General features: G+C 73.9%; 16 protein-coding genes. 5 read left to right on the plus strand and 11 right to left on the minus strand.

Features of this window, described 5'->3' with window-relative positions; translation table 11 throughout:
• The first annotated feature begins 15 nt into the window (after positions 1-15).
• Positions 16-1,047 carry a hypothetical protein gene (locus FVE25_RS14000; protein ID WP_157247054.1) on the plus strand — a complete coding sequence of 344 codons (1,032 nt, stop codon included), beginning with the start codon at positions 16-18 and terminating at the stop codon, positions 1,045-1,047.
• A gap of 63 nt (positions 1,048-1,110) precedes the next feature.
• Here the strand turns inward: FVE25_RS14000 and FVE25_RS14005 are convergent, their stop codons facing one another.
• The 8 genes from FVE25_RS14005 to FVE25_RS14040 form a co-directional block, all read right to left on the minus strand.
• On the minus strand, positions 1,111-4,500 hold the full coding sequence (locus FVE25_RS14005; RefSeq protein ID WP_157247056.1) for a serine/threonine-protein kinase: 3,390 nt from the start codon (positions 4,498-4,500) through the stop codon (positions 1,111-1,113).
• Between the two features lie 53 nt (positions 4,501-4,553).
• Positions 4,554-5,723: an RNA polymerase sigma factor gene (locus FVE25_RS14010; RefSeq protein WP_157247057.1), complete on the minus strand. Its 1,170-nt coding sequence runs from the start codon at positions 5,721-5,723 to the stop codon at positions 4,554-4,556.
• Positions 5,720-6,067 (minus strand): YciI family protein, encoded by a 348-nt coding sequence (locus tag FVE25_RS14015; RefSeq protein ID WP_157247059.1) that lies wholly within the window; start codon positions 6,065-6,067, stop codon positions 5,720-5,722. The genes FVE25_RS14010 and FVE25_RS14015 overlap by 4 nt, the downstream gene beginning before the upstream one ends.
• Entirely contained in the window at positions 6,064-6,396 is a 333-nt protein-coding gene (locus FVE25_RS14020; RefSeq protein ID WP_157247061.1) for a YciI family protein, read from the minus strand. The genes FVE25_RS14015 and FVE25_RS14020 overlap by 4 nt, the downstream gene beginning before the upstream one ends.
• The gene (locus FVE25_RS14025) at positions 6,393-7,001 is read right to left on the minus strand and encodes a hypothetical protein (RefSeq protein ID WP_157247063.1); all 609 of its coding nucleotides are present in this window, start codon (positions 6,999-7,001) and stop codon (positions 6,393-6,395) included. Before FVE25_RS14025 ends, FVE25_RS14020 begins: the two co-directional genes overlap by 4 nt.
• Entirely contained in the window at positions 6,998-7,759 is a 762-nt protein-coding gene (locus tag FVE25_RS14030) for a MerR family transcriptional regulator (protein WP_157247065.1), read from the minus strand. The genes FVE25_RS14025 and FVE25_RS14030 overlap by 4 nt, the downstream gene beginning before the upstream one ends.
• Before the next feature lie 33 nt (positions 7,760-7,792).
• On the minus strand, positions 7,793-8,179 hold the full coding sequence (locus FVE25_RS14035; protein ID WP_157247066.1) for a hypothetical protein: 387 nt from the start codon (positions 8,177-8,179) through the stop codon (positions 7,793-7,795).
• 83 nt (positions 8,180-8,262) lie between these two features.
• Positions 8,263-10,248: a HelD family protein gene (locus FVE25_RS14040; protein ID WP_157247068.1), complete on the minus strand. Its 1,986-nt coding sequence runs from the start codon at positions 10,246-10,248 to the stop codon at positions 8,263-8,265.
• 48 nt (positions 10,249-10,296) lie between these two features.
• On the opposite strand from FVE25_RS14040, the gene FVE25_RS14045 reads away from it, so the two are divergent.
• Positions 10,297-10,917 carry a TetR/AcrR family transcriptional regulator gene (locus FVE25_RS14045; RefSeq protein WP_181019583.1) on the plus strand — a complete coding sequence of 207 codons (621 nt, stop codon included), beginning with the start codon at positions 10,297-10,299 and terminating at the stop codon, positions 10,915-10,917.
• 251 nt (positions 10,918-11,168) lie between these two features.
• On the opposite strand, the gene FVE25_RS14050 is transcribed toward FVE25_RS14045, so the two are convergent.
• Together FVE25_RS14050 and FVE25_RS14055 are read right to left on the minus strand one after the other, a co-directional pair.
• Positions 11,169-11,558 carry a DUF4440 domain-containing protein gene (locus FVE25_RS14050; RefSeq protein WP_246267000.1) on the minus strand — a complete coding sequence of 130 codons (390 nt, stop codon included), beginning with the start codon at positions 11,556-11,558 and terminating at the stop codon, positions 11,169-11,171.
• A 59-nt stretch (positions 11,559-11,617) separates the two neighbouring features.
• Positions 11,618-12,463, minus strand: coding sequence for an SDR family oxidoreductase (locus tag FVE25_RS14055; protein ID WP_157247072.1), 846 nt, complete (start codon positions 12,461-12,463; stop codon positions 11,618-11,620).
• Between the two features lie 71 nt (positions 12,464-12,534).
• Here FVE25_RS14055 and FVE25_RS14060 point away from each other — a divergent pair, with 71 nt between their 5' ends.
• The gene (locus FVE25_RS14060) at positions 12,535-13,461 is read left to right on the plus strand and encodes an AraC family transcriptional regulator (protein WP_246267003.1); all 927 of its coding nucleotides are present in this window, start codon (positions 12,535-12,537) and stop codon (positions 13,459-13,461) included.
• Positions 13,462-13,603: 142 nt separating this feature from the next.
• Here FVE25_RS14060 and FVE25_RS14065 read toward each other — a convergent pair whose 3' ends face one another.
• Positions 13,604-14,641: an Rv2578c family radical SAM protein gene (locus FVE25_RS14065; protein WP_181019584.1), complete on the minus strand. Its 1,038-nt coding sequence runs from the start codon at positions 14,639-14,641 to the stop codon at positions 13,604-13,606.
• 132 nt (positions 14,642-14,773) lie between these two features.
• Between FVE25_RS14065 and FVE25_RS14070 the strand changes: the two genes are divergently transcribed.
• Complete coding sequence (locus FVE25_RS14070) at positions 14,774-15,037, plus strand: DUF3040 domain-containing protein (RefSeq protein ID WP_157247074.1); 264 nt, start codon at positions 14,774-14,776, stop codon at positions 15,035-15,037.
• Between the two features lie 44 nt (positions 15,038-15,081).
• Positions 15,082-15,261: a hypothetical protein gene (locus tag FVE25_RS14075; RefSeq protein ID WP_157247075.1), complete on the plus strand. Its 180-nt coding sequence runs from the start codon at positions 15,082-15,084 to the stop codon at positions 15,259-15,261.
• Positions 15,262-15,331: the final 70 nt, after the last annotated feature.

Below are 15,331 nucleotides of genomic sequence, written 5' to 3' on the forward strand. Positions count from 1 at the left end.
CGGAGGTGAAGGATCATGCGGGGTCGTCGTGTCCTCTCGGTGGTTTCCGCGGTGGTGCTCGCCCTGACGGCACCGGTGATCTCTTCCGACCTGCCGACGCCGCGCCAGGCGCTGGAGGTGTTCCGGGACATGTGGGGCCCGTCCGACTTCCGGCTGCGGGGGGTGGGCACGTGGCAGCCGGAGTCGGTCTGGCATCGGGTGGAGCCGCAGTACGGCTTCGCGCCGGGCACGGACGAGTTCACCTCCGCCCCGGAGGTGCAGCGCGACCTGATCCCGCTGCGGCTGGAGGTGTTCTCCCGCGAGCGCCGCCACCGCACCGAGTACCAGGTCATCGAGACCGCCACCCGCGACGGCAGGGAGATCCCCAACTACTTCCCCGTCTTCTCGGGCACGCCGTCGTCGATGGTCTTCTACAACGCGGTGACGCTCGGGCCGGCCAACGAGGTGGAGGAACGCTGCCGGGAGTTCGTCAAGGGCGGCCGGCGCTTCCAGCTGTGCCGGGCGATCCACCAGGCGACCGGCGTCACCTACCACGTCAAGGTGCGGCAGGGAGAGCCGGCGCGGGACCTGCCGGCCGTGCGGGAGGTGCTCGGCGCCTTCCGCGACCAGTGGGGCCGCGACAGCTTCCGCTCACCGGGAGTCGGCGGCTGGCAGCTCGCCGAGTCGTGGCGGGCGGTGCGGGCGCTGGTCTTCCCCGACGGCGAGAACGAGCTCACGGCCGACCCGGTCGTGCGCACCCCCGGCCAGGGCGGCTCGGTGACGCTCGACTTCCAGTTCTACCGCAGGACCGTGCCGGGCGGGCCGGACGAGTTCCAGGTCATCCTGCGGGTGAACGACGGCGCCGCCTTCTCCTTCTTCCCGCCGTTCTTCCGCGGCGCCCCGCCCGAGACCGTCTTCCAGTTCGAGAACCGGCGCACCTTCCCCGACCCGCCGACCAACGAACGCCTGCACTCCCGGCCGCTGACCGTCGACGGCAGGGGCTTCCTGGTCGTGCGGGTGGTGCACGCGGGCGGCCGGGTGAACTACTGGGTCGCGGAGAAGCTCTGACGGTCAGAGCCATCCGCGTTCCGGTTCAGGGCGAGAGCCGCGCGGGCCGGCCAGTGTGCGGGGTCAGCCGCACGGGCGCAGCGGCATCCCCGGGGCGTAGCGGTGCCACTCCTCCGTGGTGATCACCCTGTCCGCCCGGCGGCAGACCGCGGCGAGCAGGTCGGCGGGACGCCGTGGGATCCGCAGGCCCCAGCCGGTGAGCTGCGCGTCGGGCCCGAAGGCCACGTGCCGGGTGGGCAGCGCGCCCGTGCCGGGGCCGAGCCGGGTGCGGGTGGCCGCGTCCCACAGCGTCACCCGCTGCCCCGAGACGGCCAGCGTCGCCCCGTCCTCGCTGAAGGCCAGCCCGAGAACCTCGTCGCCCGCGGGGTACGGCCGGCCGGCGGCTTTCCAGGTGCGGGGGTCGACGTGCGCCAGCTGGCCCGCCCGGGTGGCGACGACCAGAGTGCGGCCGTCGGGGCTGAAGGCGGCCGCGTCCAGGGCCTGATCGCCGAAGGGCGTGATCGTGCCGCCGGGCAGGTCGATGCGCTGCGGCTGGGGGCCGAGGACGATCAGGGTGCGGCTGTCGGGGCTGAAGAGGACGTTCTGGCCTTCCTGCGTGTCCTCATCCGCTATCTGAGTGCCCTTCAGGTCGTAGACGGTGACCCAGCTGAGCCCGGCGGCGCCGCCGGAGTCGTCGGCCACGGCGACGAGCGTGCCGTCGGGGCTGAGGGCGACGGAGGCGACGGACGTGAACCTCTTCGCCCGGAAGGAGGCGATCTTCCGGCTGCCGGGCACGTCCCACACCGTGACCTCGCCGGACGCGGTGGCGGTGACCAGCCGGTCGGCCGTCGCGCCGAAGCCGAAGCCGTCCTTCACGCCCAGCCGTACGGGCAGGCGCGAGGCGACGGCGGGCGGGCGGCTGGTCACCGCGCCGGCGGCGAGCAGGTCGAGGGAGGCGGGGCGGGGCACGGCCAGGAGCGTGCCGCCGGGGCTGGGCGTCCCCTCGTGCTCCTGCGCGGTCAGGTAGGGGGCGAGGTCGAGGTCGAGCACCGCGCCACTGGCACCGGCCGCGCGCAGCGTGGACGCTCCGGCGAACCACACGTCGTCCACGGCGTCGGCCGAGGTGTAGGTCGTCACCGGCACGGTGTTCCCGGCCCGCCAGAGGGCGATGCGGCCGCCCGCCTGGGCCACCGCGAAGTGGCGGCCGTCGGAGCTGAAGGCGGTCCGGGTGGCCGTGCCCCGCGCCTGGTCGTTCCGGTAGCGCTCGGGTGCGAGGCGGCCCGTCGCCCGGTCCATCAGGCGCACGCCGTCGTCGCCGGAGATGGCCAGCGTCCCGGCGTCGGGGCTGAAGGCCAGGCCGTCGAAGTCGGCGGCGGGCAGGTCGTGCAGCTTGACGCCGTTCTTCATGTCCCAGACGCCGACGCCGGTCAGCGCGGCGTAGCGGTCGCCGGGCGCGACGGCCGCGTTGCGCGCGGTGCCCGGCACGACGAGCTGCGTGCGTGAGTCCACCGACCACAGCTGCACGAAGTCCAGGCCCTTGGCCATGAGCACCCCGCCCGACGGGCTGAACTCCAGCGGGGCCATGAGGCCCGGCCACCTGTTCTCCAGGTCCAGGTAGTCGGAGATCCCTTTCGGGCCGAACACGCCGCCGCTCGGGCGGCCGTCCTGCCACAGCCTGATGCCGTCGAGGCCGCCCACGGCCAGGCGCCGGCCGCCCGAGGCGACCGCGAGGGCGGTGACCTCCAGGGGCATGCCGCCGATCTCGCCGATGTTCCTGCCTGAGGTCAGGTCCCACAATGTGGCGTTGAAACCGTTCAGGACCGCCAGCGTGCCGCCGTCGGGGCTGACGGCGATACGGCCGGGCGGCGGGACGAAGCGGCCGAGTTCGATCTGGGCGAGCGCCGCGTGCAGCCCGGCCCTGGTCTCCAGCAGCGGGGCCAGCCGCCAGGCCGCCGCCGACAGCGCCATCCCCAGCGCCGGGTCCACGGTGCGCAGCTCGGCGGCCCCGGCCACCAGGTGCCGCGCGTTCACCTCGGTGAGCTGGCGGGCGACCAGCGCGCGCTGGGCCTCGGCCGCGCGCCGCTGGTACTCGGCCACCCCCGTCGCGCTCAGCGCCAGCACCAGCATGACGGCCAGCGCGACGGTGAGCGCGCGCCGGACGCGTTTGCGGCCCGCCTCGGCCGCCTGGGCGGCGGCCAGGAAGGCGCGTTCGACGGGCGTGGGAGCCAGCCGTCCGGTGCGGGTGGCGGCCCAGCGCAACGCCTGATCGAGGTGGCTGCCGTGGGGCAGGTCGGCGGGCCGCCTGCCGTACGCCTGCCAGCGCCCGGCCCCGTCCCCCACCACCCGATATCCCGAAATATCCTCTGAAACCGCCCAGCCGCGTAGCCGGGGCCAGGCCCGCAGCAGGGCCGGGCTCATCGCCAGCCGCCCGCCGTCCCGGCCGACGAGGCCCGCCCCCTCGAGGATCGCCGCCACCTGCGACGCCTCCGGGCCCAGCGCCTCGAGCTCGGCCGCCTCCACCTCGCGCACCGCCTCGCCCGGCACGACGGCCCGCAGCAGGATCTGCGCCACCAGCTCCTGCTGGTCCGCCCGCAGCCCGCCGTACACCCGCTCGGCCGTCTCCCCGAGCGGCGGCCGGCCGTCGGCCAGCGCCTGCGGCGGCCGGACCTGCGCGGCGACGCGGCTGCCCTGCTCCAGCCCGCTCTCGCCGATCAGCTCCAGCAGCAGGCCAGCGGCGCTCGGGCGGCGCCCGGGATCCTTGTCCAGCGCCCGCGCCACCAGCCCGCGCAGGGGCGGCGGCACCTCCGACAGATCCGGCTCGGTGTGCAGATGGGCGTAGATGACGGCCGCGTCGGTCGGCCCCTCGAACGGCGGCCGGGCCGTGGCGGCGAACACCATCACCGCGCCCCAGGCGTACACGTCCGCAGGCGGCCCCGCCCTCTGCCCCCTGAACACCTCCGGCGCCATGTAGGGCGGCGTGCCCGCCACCCCCATCGTGCTGGTCGCGCTCTGGTCCAGCACCCGCGCGATCCCGAAGTCGATCACCCGCGGCCCGTCCGGGCCCAGCAGCACGTTGTCCGGTTTCAGGTCCCGGTGCACCACCCCGGCCGCGTGAATGGCCGCCACCGCCGTCGCGATCCCGGTCGCCAGCCTGCGCAGCTCGTCCCCTCGGTACGGCCCGCCCGCGCGCACCGCCTGCCGCAGGCTCGGCCCGTCCACGAACTCACTCACCAGGTACGGCGGCGCCGCCCGCAGATCGTGGGCCAGCACGCGGGCGGTGCAGAAGGAGGCCACGCGGCTCAGCGCCGCCACCTCCCGATCCCGCCCGAAGCCGGCGTCCTCGCGCAGCACCTTGACCGCCACCCGGTTGCCGTGCTCGTCGTAGCCCTCGTAGACGACACCCTGACCGCCGGAGCCCAGCCGGGCCGCGAGCCAGTAGCCGCCGACCTGGACGGGGCGCTCCGGATCGACCATGGGCGCAGGCTAGCGCCGCGTCCTTGCAGAGCGCTGAACACCCCGGCCGCGGGTCACGGCCGCAGCGTCGCCCGGCGGGCCTGCAGGAACTCCCGCTCCGGCGCCGTGGCCACGAGTTCCAGGGCCTTGCCGTACTCCTCGACCGCCTCCTCCAGCCGCCCCAGCCTGCGCAGCAGTTCGGCCCGGGTGGCGGGCAGCAGGTGGTGGCGCGGCAGGTGGACCTCCAGCCCTTCCAGCAGGTCCAGCCCCCGTTGCGCGCCGCGCGCCTCGGCCACCGCCACCGCCCGGTTCAGCCGGACCACGGCCGAGCCGGTCAGCGCCTCCAGCATGCTGTACAGCTGGGCGATGGCCACCCAGTCGGTCTCCCGCGCGGTCGCGGCCGAGGCGTGCTCTGCGGCGATGGCCGCCTGCAACTGGTAGACGCCGGGCGGGCCGGGCCGCAGGATCGCCAGCGCCTGCTTGATCTCCTCGTGGTGCCAGCGGCCGCGGTCCTGCTCGGCCAGGGTGATCAGGCGGCCGCGCCGGTCCAGGCGGGCGTCGCGTCGGGCGTGATGCAGCATCATCAGGGCCAGCAGCGCCGCCACCTCCCCGTCGCCGGGCATCAGCTCGGCCAGCATGCGGGCCAGCGCGATCGCCTGGACGGCCGGCTCGGCGCGGATGAGGTCCTCGCCCTCCGCGGCCGCGTACCCCTCGGTGAAGATCAGATACAGCACGGCCAGCACCCCGTCGCGCCGCCCGGCCAGTTCGGGCCCGGACGGCACCCGGTACGGGATGCCGGCCTGGCTGATCTTCTTCTTGGCGCGGGTGATCCTGGCCGCCATCGTCGCCTCGCTCACCAGGAACAGCCGGGCGATCTGCCGGGTGCCCAGGCCGCCGACGCAGCGCAGTGTCAGCGCCACCCGCGCCTCCATCGACAACGCCGGATGGCAGCAGGTGAAGATGAGGCTGAGCAGGTCGTCGCCCGCCTGCGGCTCGTCGACCACCAGCAGCGGCAGCTTGCGCGCGGCCACCGCGCTGTGGCGCAGGCGCGAGACGGCCCGCCGGCGGGCCGCGGTCAGCAGCCACGCCGGCGGGTTGTCCGGCACCGGCGGCCAGGCCGCCACGGCCGCGGCGAAGGCGTCCTGCAGCGACTCCTCCGCCAGGTCCAGGTCGCGCAACTCGGCGGTGAGGATGGCGAGCAGGCGCGCCCAGTGCTCCCGGTATGCCTGCTCGACCGCGTTCATCCCGTGTGCTCCACCACCGGCCGCACTTCCACGATCGGCTCCGGGCAGGCTTTGGCCAGCTCGATGGCCTCGTCGAGGTCGGCGGCCTCGATGATGTAGAAGCCGCCCAGGTGCTCGATCGTCTCGGCGAACGGGCCGTCGGTGCGCAGCACCTGGCCGTCCTCGCCCTTGCTCAGCTTGAGCGCGGGCCCCGGCTGGGCCAGTTCCTCGCCGCCGAGCATGGCATCGCGCTTGATGAGCATCTCGATGTACTCCTCGTGCGCGGCCAGGGACCGCTCCCGCTGCTCCGGTGTGGCCTGGGCCCACGCCTCGGCGTCGCCGTACAGCAACAGCGCGTACTTCATGCCGGCACCCCCCTGATCACCACGTCGGACGGCATCGGCGTGGCCAGCTCGATCGCCTCCTCCAGGCTGCCGGCCTCGACGACCATGTAGCCGGAGATCTGCTCCACCGTCTCGGCGTAGGGGCCGTCGGAGATGAGGACCTGGTCGCCGTTCTTGCGGATGGTCGTGGCGCTGGAGGAGTGGGCCAGCTCGTGGCCGCCGAGGGCGGCGCCCCTGCCGGTCAGGAACGCGTCGTAGGCGCCCCACCTCTCGTACACCGCGGCGCGTTCCTCCGGCCCGGCCTCCGCCCACGGTTGCTCGTCGCCGACGACGAGCAGCACGTATTTCATGTTCTCTCCCTTCCTTCACCGCCATGACGCGCGGGCGGCGCGGGAATCGACAACGCCCGCAGAAATTCTCGCGGATCGTCGGCGAACAATCGGATATGCCGCGCCTGTCCGGTACGGCCCAGCGGCCGGATCAGCGTGACCGGCTGCGACAGCTCCAGGGTGAGGTTGGTGCGCGCGTCCACGACCAGCTCCAGCCGGTCGCCGTCCACGGTGATGTGGCCCGATTCGTGGATGCGGGCGCCGGCGCGGGCGGCCACGATGAGCTCGCGGGGGATGCGCAGGTCGAAGGCGGCGCCGTGGCGCAGCCGTACCTCGTGCTCGCCCACCACGTGCGGCCGGGTGCGCGCGGCGGCGATCATGCCGAGCATGGACAGCACGAAATAGACGTGCAGGACGGTCAGGATCGGCCAGCCCAGCCACAGCTCCAGCGCCACCCCCTCCAGGACGACGCCGAACAGGAACATCCACATCGTCAGCCCGCCGCCCCCGTGGTACGGCAGGGCGACCATCCCGTGGCCCACGCCGTGGCGGCGGCCGGTGACCCAGTAGGCCAGGCTGGCCAGGGCGCGCAGCTCGTGCGCCAGCATGCGGCGCACGACCCTCACGGCTTGTCCAGCAGCTGCATCACGCGGCGGATGACGAGGCGCTGACCGGGGCTGAAGTCGGCCAGGAACGCCCGCAGGAACGGGTCGTCCTCGCCGGGCATCGCCAGGCCGTCGGCGGGCATCAGGTGGCGCGGGGTCAGCTCGATCAGCCGCCACGCCAGCTCCTCCACCCGCGGGTCGTCCTCGCCGGGGTCCTCCGCGGCGAAGGCGTCCAGGTCGGCGTAGACCTCCAGGACCCGGGCGTGGAAGGCGGGGTCGCCGGTCTCGGGCAGGGAAAGGAGCGGGTCCAGGACGCCGGGGCGGCGCTCGTCGCTCAGCGAGGTGTCCAGCAGCGCCAGGAACTCGCGGTCGCGCTCGGCCATCGTCCCCTTCGCCTTCGGCAGGCGGCCGAGGACGCGGGCCATCTCCGGGGAGACGGCGTCGTCGGGGTGCAGCCGCTCGTGTTCCAGCAGCTCGGCGAGCCGCTCGCGGCGCGCCCTGATCTCCGCCTCCTGCCGGGCCAGGTCGGCGTCGAGGTCGGTGAGCACCTCGCGCAGTTCGCGGCCGTGGGCGTCGGCCAGCACGTCGCGGATCTCCTCCAGCGACAGGCCCAGTTCCGACAGGCGGCGGATACGCGAGAGCACGACCGCGTCACGCAGCCCGTAGACGCGGTAGCCGTTGGCCCGCCGTTCGGGTTCCGGCAGCAGGCCGAGGTGGTGGTAGTGGCGCACCGCCCTGGTCGAGACGCCGGCCAGGGCGGCGAGTTGTCCTATCCGCATACCTCCATGAAAGACGTTGACGCTACGACAAGGTCAAGCGACCCTGCTCTGCAGCACCAGGAACCCGATGACCATGCTGAGGACCATGGTGACGCCGGCCGTGACCGCGGACCACTTGCCCAGCGACTCGCCGCGGGTGTGGCCGACGATGCCGAGCACGATGCCGATCGGCCCGAAGATGATCGGCAGGATCAGCAGCGCGACGCCGGCGCACACGAAGGCGATGATCGACATGACCTGGGTGCCGGAGCTCTTGGGCGGCTCGCCGTACGGGGACTGGCCGTGGGGCGCCTGGCCGTAGGGCTGTCCGTACGGCTGGTCGTAGGGGGGAGCCGGCCCCGGCTGCTGGGGCGGGGGCGACCACTGCGATTCGCGGGCGTCCGGTTCCTCGCCCTGCGACGGATTCGGTGGTGTGGTCATAGGACGGCTCCCTCGGTGCAGGCCCCGGCGTGTAGCGTGTCTCGCCCCTCATCTCACACCTAAGCTGCGCGTTCTGTCGAGACTCAGGCGATCAGCGCCGCGGGCAGGGGCCGCGCGTGCAGCACCTCCAGCCGGGAGACCGCCCGGGTCAGCGTCACGTACAGCCGGTTGAGGCCACGCGGCTCGGCCTCGGCGACGGCCGCCGGCTCGGCGAGGATGACGTGGTCGTACTCCAGTCCCTTGGCCGCCGAGGCGGGCACCAGGCTGAGCCGCCGGTACGCGCCGCCGTCCCCCGGCTGGACGAGGGCGGCGTCCAGGCCGCCGTCCCGCAGCGCGTCGCGCAGGCCCGCCACGTCGGCGTCGGCGGCGATCACCCCGACGGAGCCCTCCAGTTCCAGCGCCGCCCGGGCCGCGCGCACGACCGCGGGAGCCAGCTCGGCGACCGGGCGCACGCTCAGCCTGCCGTCCCGCCGGAAGGAACGGGTCGGCGGCACGCCTGCCGCGAGACGGGCCAGCAGCCGGTTGGCCAGCTCCACGACCGCCGCCGGCACCCGGAAGCCGGTGCTGAGCACGACCGTCGTGGCCCCGGGCTTGCCGAGCGCGGCCAGTTGCGCGGCCCAGTCGCGCGCCGCCCAGGGGCTGGTGGCCTGGGCCAGGTCGCCCAGCACCGTCAGCGACCCGTGCTCGCTGCGCCGGGCGATGGCCCGGCACTGCATCGGCGACAGGTCCTGGGCCTCGTCGACGATCACGTGGCCGTAGCCCGCCGGCCGCTCGAGCAGCCCGGCCACCTCGTCCAGCAGCACCATGTCGGCCGCCGTCCAGCGGGCGCTCCTGGCCGAGCGCGGCGGCCGCGCCCAGGTGATCGCCGCGCGCTCACGCTCGTCCAGGACCGTCGCGGCCGCCGCGCCCGGGGCGCTGAGCACCTCGAACACCACCTGCTCGGGCTTGACCGCCGGCCAGACCTCGTCCAGGAACGGCGTCACCTGCCGCCCCATCTTCTTGGTCCAGGCCGCGGTGACGGTGACGCCGCGCAGCTCGGCCTGGCGGGTGATGCGCGCCATGATCCGGGCGCGCACCCGCTCACGGCCCGTCAGGTACGGCAGGCCCTCCCGCCGCGTGTCGTCGACGATGCGGCGCAGTTCGTCCTCGTAGACCCGCCACCTGGCGGCGCCGTCGGTGACGGTGACCGGCTCGACCGGTTCGCCGATGCGCCCGTACAGCGCCCGGTGCAGGACGGCGGCCATGCGCGCGTCGTGCTTGACCACGGCCGCCTCCGCGCTGTCGGCGCTGGTTTGGGTGCCGCCCAGCAGTTCCTCCAGGGTCGTCTGCTCGACCTGCACCTCGCCCAGCGCAGGCAGCACCGCCGCGATGTAGCCGATGAAGGCCCGGTTGGGCCCCAGCACCAGCACCCCCGACCGCTCCAGCCGCGCCCGGTGCGCATACAGCAGGTACGCCGCCCGGTGCAGCCCGACCGCCGTCTTGCCGGTCCCGGGCGCGCCCTGTACGCACACCGACTCGGCCAGTTCGCCGCGCACCAGCTCGTCCTGCTCGGGCTGGATGGTGGCCACGATGTCGCGCATGGGACCCACGCGCGGCCGTTCGATCTCCGCGGCCAGGATCGCGCCGCCGCCCTGCTCGCCGCGGCCCAGGTGCTCGTCCTCGAACCCGGTCAGGCTCTGCCCCGACCAGCCGTAACGCCGCCGGGTGGCCACCCCCAGCGGGTCGCGGGCACTGGCGCGGTAGAAGGCGCGCGAGACCGGCGCCCGCCAGTCGATGACGACGGGCACGCCGCCGTGCTCGCCGGTGAGGTGGCGGCGGCCGATGTAGTAGCTGCGCCCGCGGTGCTCACCGGCGCCGAAGTCGAGCCGGCCGAAGAACGGCGGCCCGGCGGGCTCTTCCCCGAGCTCCTTGGCCAGGCTCTTCAGGTGGCGGCCCAGCCGCTCGGCGCTGTAGCGGTCGCCGGCGACGCTCTCACCGACGACGACGTTCTCGCGCGCGGACTCCAGCATGCGCCGCAGCGCCGCCCGGCAGGTCTCGACGTACTGCCTCTCGTCGGCAAGCGTGCTCATCCAACTCCCTTAACCCGGTTAAGTTATTAACCAGGTTAATATATACGCATGACCGGACTACGCCAGCTCAAGCGGCAGCAGGTACGTGAGGCGATCTCGGCGGCGGCCATCACGCTGTTCCTCGAGCGCGGCTTCGACGACGTCTCGGTGGCCGAGGTGGCCGCCGCCGCCCACGTCTCCAAACCCACCCTGTTCAAGTACTTCGCCACCAAAGAGGACCTCGTCGTCCACCGCATCGCCGACCACCAGGGCGAAACCGCCCGCGTCGTGCGCGCCGCCGGCCCGGCCGACCCCGTCGCCGCCCTGCACGCCCACTTCCTGGACGGCCTGGACCGGCGTGACCCCGTCACCGGCCTCAACGACCACCCCGAGGTCCTCGCCTTCCACCGCCTCGTCTTCGACACCCCCGGCCTGGCCGCCCGCCTCGCCGTCCACGTGGCCGCCGACGAGGCCGCCCTCGCCGAGGCCCTGCTCGCCCATCCCGGCGGCGCCTTCGACGACCTGGAAGCGGGACTGCTGGCCGCCCAGGTGGTGGCGGTCCAGCGGGTGCTGGCCCGCCGCACCTGGCGCGAACTGGCCGCCGGACGCACCGCCGCCGCCGTCCACCCCGAGGCCCGCGCCGCCGCCGGCCGCGCCTTCACCCGCCTCTCGGGTACGGCAGGCCGCTGATCACGCGCGGACCAGGGTGATGCCGGGAGAAAGCGCCGGAGACCACCGACGGAGAGCGGTGATCTCGAGGGCTCGGCGGCGACGCGCCATCCAGAGCGCACCGGGCACACCCCGGCGCCCGGATCCCCGGCAGCGGGCAGATGACGAAGGTGACCCGCGCAGCCCGTCGCACCCGGCCTCCCCGCCGCGATCAGCCCGACCCAATGGCTCCACTCAACACCCCGGTGACCGTCCGCATGAGGCGAAACCGCTCATTCGGTACCGGGGCCGTGCGAGACGCGGGAGGGCTGGACGGAGGCGGGCAGCCAGGTCTCGTGCAGGTGCAGCCAGCGCAGGCCCGCCTCGGTGCGCCGCAGCACCACGCTCGACCGGCGGGCGTTGCCCGGCTGCCGCTCCTGGTAGGTGGCCACCAGCAGCGGTCCCTCCTCGGCCACCACGCGTACCTCGCGGATCTCGATGCGCAGGCCCGGCACGGCGCCGCGCAGGCGCTCCAGCTCGGCGAGCACCTGGTCGCGCGTCAGGGTGACGCCGCCGGGGCCGACCAGGGTGAAGCCGTCGGCGTGCGCCCCGGCCAGGGCGGCGAACTCCCCCGGCCCGGCCTCGCCCGACAGCCAGCGCTCGATCACCCGATGGTGCCGCACGATCTCCGCCTCAGCCGCCCCGGGCCGACCGGCCCCCGCCGCAGCCGGCCCGGTGGCGGTCATCGCCGGGCCCAGGGCTGGGCGGCCAGCCAGGTACGCGGTGGCGTCGGCCGTACGCCTAGAAGGTCCGGCGCGGCCGGGTCGGCGGCCAGTAGGGCGGGGTCGTCGGCGGCCAGGCGGTAGGTGGCGGCGATGGCGGCGGCCGTGGGCGGGTCCACCAGGGCGGTCAGTCCCTTCTCGAAGACGTCCACGTCCTGGGCCAGGTAGCGGGCGCCGATCGCGGCGGCCAGCTCCGCGCCGGTCACGGACTCGGACGGGCCGAGGTTCACCGTGGCGCCCTCCAGGCCGTCGGCGAGAAGGGCGGCGTGCGTGCAGGCGGCCAGGTCCTCGTGCGCGAGCCAGGCCACCGGCAGGTCGGACGGCAGCGGGTAGGCCAGCACGCCCTCGGCGGCCAGCGGCCCGGCGACCCAGGGGGCGGCGAGGTTGTCCAGGTAGACGGCCGGGCGCAGCTCCACCACGGGCAGGCCCGCCTCGCGCAGGGTGCGCACGGCCCGGCGGCGGGTTTCGAAGACGGGCAGGCCGCTGTCGTGCCCGGGCAGCCGGTTGCCGGTGTTGACCACCAGCCGGCGCACCCCGGCCGCCAGCGCCGCGTCGCGCACGTTGCGGACGTAGCGCTCCACGACGTCCGGCTCGTAGACCATGGGCAGCATGACCGAGGCGTGGCTGACGCCCGCGAAGGCCGCCGCGACCGCCGCCGCGTCCCCCAGGTTGCCGACGGCCGGCTGCGCGCCGGCGGGCACCTTGCCGCTGCGGGAGAAGCCGCGCACGTCCAGCCCCTCGGCCACCAGCTTGCGCGCGACCGCGCCGCCCTGGGCGCCGGCCGCGTTGAGTACGAGAAAAGTCATGGCAGTCAGCGTGCCGCCCGCGCGCGATACGCTCTATAAAGACCAGTCTCGAAATCTTTAAGGATCGTCTCGTGAGTGGGGATCTGCTCAGCGACCTGCTGGCACCGCTGCGGCTGCACGGAGTCTTCCACAGCCGCTGGCTGGCCCACGCCCCCTGGGGCGTCAGCGGCGAACGCGACAACTGCGCGCTGCTGCACTACGTCGTCACCGGCTCCTGCGCCGTGGAACTGCCCGGCAGCGCCCCGGTCCGCCTCGAACCCGGCGATCTGGCCGTCTTCCCCCACGGCAGCGCCCACCGGCTCGGCGACCGGCCGGGCGGGCCCGCCGTACCCCTGACCGAGGTCCTGCCCGAACGCGAGCCCGGCGACGTCACCACCGTCGAGATCCCCGGGCCCGGCCCGCGGACCCTCATGCTCTGCGGCGGCCTGCACTACGACCGCGCCGCCGCCGCGCCCCTCTACAAGGCGCTGCCCCCGCTGCTGACGCTGCGCAGCGAGCAACTGCACGCCCACCCGCTCCTGGGCGCCACCTTGCGGCAGCTGGCCGGCGAATGGGACACCGCCGGGCCCGGCGCCCAGCTCGTCGCGTTGCGCGCCTTCGAAATGGTCTTCGTCCTCGCGCTGCGCGCCGCCCTGGACCTCGGCTGCCCGGCCGACCAGCCCATCCTGCAGGCGCTGCGGCACCCCGGCGTCGCCGCCGCGCTGAGCGCCGTCCACACCCGCTTCACCGAGACCTGGACCCTCGAAAGCCTGGCCGCCGAAGCCGGAATGTCGCGCTCCGCCTTCGCCGCCACCTTCCGCCGCCTGGTCGGCCAGGCGCCGATGCGCCACCTGACCGCCCGCCGCATGCAGGAGGCCGCCCGCCTGCTCACCGAGACGCGCCTGCCGCAGCACCGCATCAGCGAGCGCGTCGGGTACGGCTCGCCGGTCGGCTTCCACCTGGCCTTTCGCCAGTGGTACGGCGTCACGCCCGGCGACTACCGGCACCGGGCAGGCTGAAGGACGCACGAGCGACCGGCCCGGCCTCCGGAAAGCCCGAGTGGCGACGCAGTCACCACCCGAACCCAGCTCCTGCACCGGCATCGGCGCGATCGCCAGCGTGTGCTCCCAGCAGGACCCGGCTGCCCCGGTGCGGAGCGGGCTACAGCAGGCTCAGTTGCTCGGCGTCCGGCCGGTCGGGCCCCGGCCTCTGGGCCGTCGGAGGGGAGGCGGGCCGGCGGGCCGAGCCCCGGCCGATGCCGTACCGCCCGGCCAGCTCCCGGACCCGGGCGGTTACCTGCTCCTGGTACCGCCGTGGCGCGTACGCGCCTCTGCCGTACAGCTCCAGGTAGCGCGGCACCAGGCGGGGATGCTCCCGAGCCAGCCACCCGAGATACCACTGCCGGGCCCCGGGCCGCAGATGCAGCACCAGCGGCGTCACCCGCGCCGCCCCCGCGGCGGCGATCCGGGCCACCGTGGCCTCCAGCTGGGCCGGCGAGTCGGTGAGGTAGGGCAGGACGGGCGCCATCAGCACCCCGCACCGGATACCGGCGGCGTTCAGGCGCGCGCATGCCTCCAGGCGGCGTTCGGGGTGCGGGGTGCCCGGCTCGACCTCGCGCCAGACCTGGCCGTCGACGAACCCCACCGAGAAGTTGACCGACACCTCGGTCACCGTCGCGGCCTCGGCCAGCAGGTCTAGGTCGCGCAGGATCAGGGTGCCCTTGGTGAGGATGGAGAACGGGTTGGCCGCGTCGCGCAGCGCGGCCAGGATGCCGGGCATGAGCTGGTAGCGGCCCTCGGCGCGCTGGTAGCAGTCGACGTTGGTGCCCATGGCGATGTGCCCGCCCCGCCAGCGGGGAGAGGCGAGTTCGCGGCGGGTCAGCTCGGCGGCGTTGACCTTGACCACGACCTTGGTGTCGAAGTCGAGCCCGGCATCGAGGTCGAGGTAGGTGTGGGTGTTGCGGGCGAAGCAGTAGCGGCAGGCGTGGCCGCAGCCGCGGTAGGGGTTGATGGTGTGCTCGAACGGCATGCGGCTCGCCGGCGGGAGGCGGTTGACGATCGAGCGGGCGCGCACCTCGTAGAAGGTCATCCCGTGGAAGGCGGGTGTGTCGAAGACCCGCGCCACCGCCCCCTGGGCGAACAGCGGCAGGGCAGGATCATGGTCGTCGGCCCCCGTGAGCCGCAGGTTGTCCCAGCGCACGACATGATTGGAACATACGTTCGACGTTGATCGCAAAACCAAAGAGCGTGCAATTCACGGGCAAGATCACGGCTAATGATCTTCATGGTTGGGCAGAACACCCCCACAGAGCTTGCGTTCCGGAGGTGCACCATGGCCTGGTCGCAGGACGAGGAGCGGTTGCTGGCCCAGATCGAGCGCCACCTCGTCGACGAGGACCCGCGGCTCGTCGCGCGTTTGGAGTCCTTCAACGAGCGCGCCCGCCGCAGCGAGGCCAGAGCCAAGGGCGAGCCGGCCACCCGCCGCCCACGCCGATCCACGATCATCATCATGGTCAGCTGGCTGCTCATCGCGACATTGGTGGCGACCCTGCTCATCCTCATCCTTCACAACGAGGCCGCCTCGCTCTCCTTCTGACCACCCCCAAAGTACGAAATGTCGGTTTTGTGGGTGAACGGGGTATGAACAGCAGCGATGTCGTCAAGGGCATCGCGAGCGCATCGGGGGAACCGACGATGGCAGAACCACGCAAGAAACCCGCCACCAAATCCGGCAAGGCCAAGAAGGCCACCATCAAGGCCACCAGGCAGGCCAAGGCCGCCAAGAGGCAGGCGAGCCGCAAACCCATGGACGAAGCCTGACCACCACGCTCAGCCGGCCGGGACACCCGTCCCGGCTGCTGACGACGGGCCACCGTACCCACGACCAGGC

The sequence above is a fragment of the Nonomuraea typhae genome (genome assembly GCF_009760925.1).
In the GTDB taxonomy this organism is placed as follows: Bacteria; Actinomycetota; Actinomycetes; order Streptosporangiales; family Streptosporangiaceae; genus Nonomuraea; species Nonomuraea typhae.

What these genes read in the sequence shown, in the direction of transcription:
- FVE25_RS14000 (WP_157247054.1), top strand. Translation starts at nt 16, where the DNA reads ATGCGGGGTCGTCGTGTCCTCTCGGTGGTTTCCGCGGTGGTGCTCGCC.
- FVE25_RS14005 (WP_157247056.1), bottom strand. Translation starts at nt 4,500, where the DNA reads ATGGTCGATCCGGAGCGCCCCGTCCAGGTCGGCGGCTACTGGCTCGCG.
- FVE25_RS14010 (WP_157247057.1), bottom strand. Translation starts at nt 5,723, where the DNA reads ATGAACGCGGTCGAGCAGGCATACCGGGAGCACTGGGCGCGCCTGCTC.
- FVE25_RS14015 (WP_157247059.1), bottom strand. Translation starts at nt 6,067, where the DNA reads ATGAAGTACGCGCTGTTGCTGTACGGCGACGCCGAGGCGTGGGCCCAG.
- FVE25_RS14020 (WP_157247061.1), bottom strand. Translation starts at nt 6,396, where the DNA reads ATGAAATACGTGCTGCTCGTCGTCGGCGACGAGCAACCGTGGGCGGAG.
- FVE25_RS14030 (WP_157247065.1), bottom strand. Translation starts at nt 7,759, where the DNA reads ATGCGGATAGGACAACTCGCCGCCCTGGCCGGCGTCTCGACCAGGGCG.
- FVE25_RS14035 (WP_157247066.1), bottom strand. Translation starts at nt 8,179, where the DNA reads ATGACCACACCACCGAATCCGTCGCAGGGCGAGGAACCGGACGCCCGC.
- FVE25_RS14040 (WP_157247068.1), bottom strand. Translation starts at nt 10,248, where the DNA reads ATGAGCACGCTTGCCGACGAGAGGCAGTACGTCGAGACCTGCCGGGCG.
- FVE25_RS14045 (WP_181019583.1), top strand. Translation starts at nt 10,297, where the DNA reads ATGACCGGACTACGCCAGCTCAAGCGGCAGCAGGTACGTGAGGCGATC.
- FVE25_RS14055 (WP_157247072.1), bottom strand. Translation starts at nt 12,463, where the DNA reads ATGACTTTTCTCGTACTCAACGCGGCCGGCGCCCAGGGCGGCGCGGTC.
- FVE25_RS14070 (WP_157247074.1), top strand. Translation starts at nt 14,774, where the DNA reads ATGGCCTGGTCGCAGGACGAGGAGCGGTTGCTGGCCCAGATCGAGCGC.
- FVE25_RS14075 (WP_157247075.1), top strand. Translation starts at nt 15,082, where the DNA reads ATGAACAGCAGCGATGTCGTCAAGGGCATCGCGAGCGCATCGGGGGAA.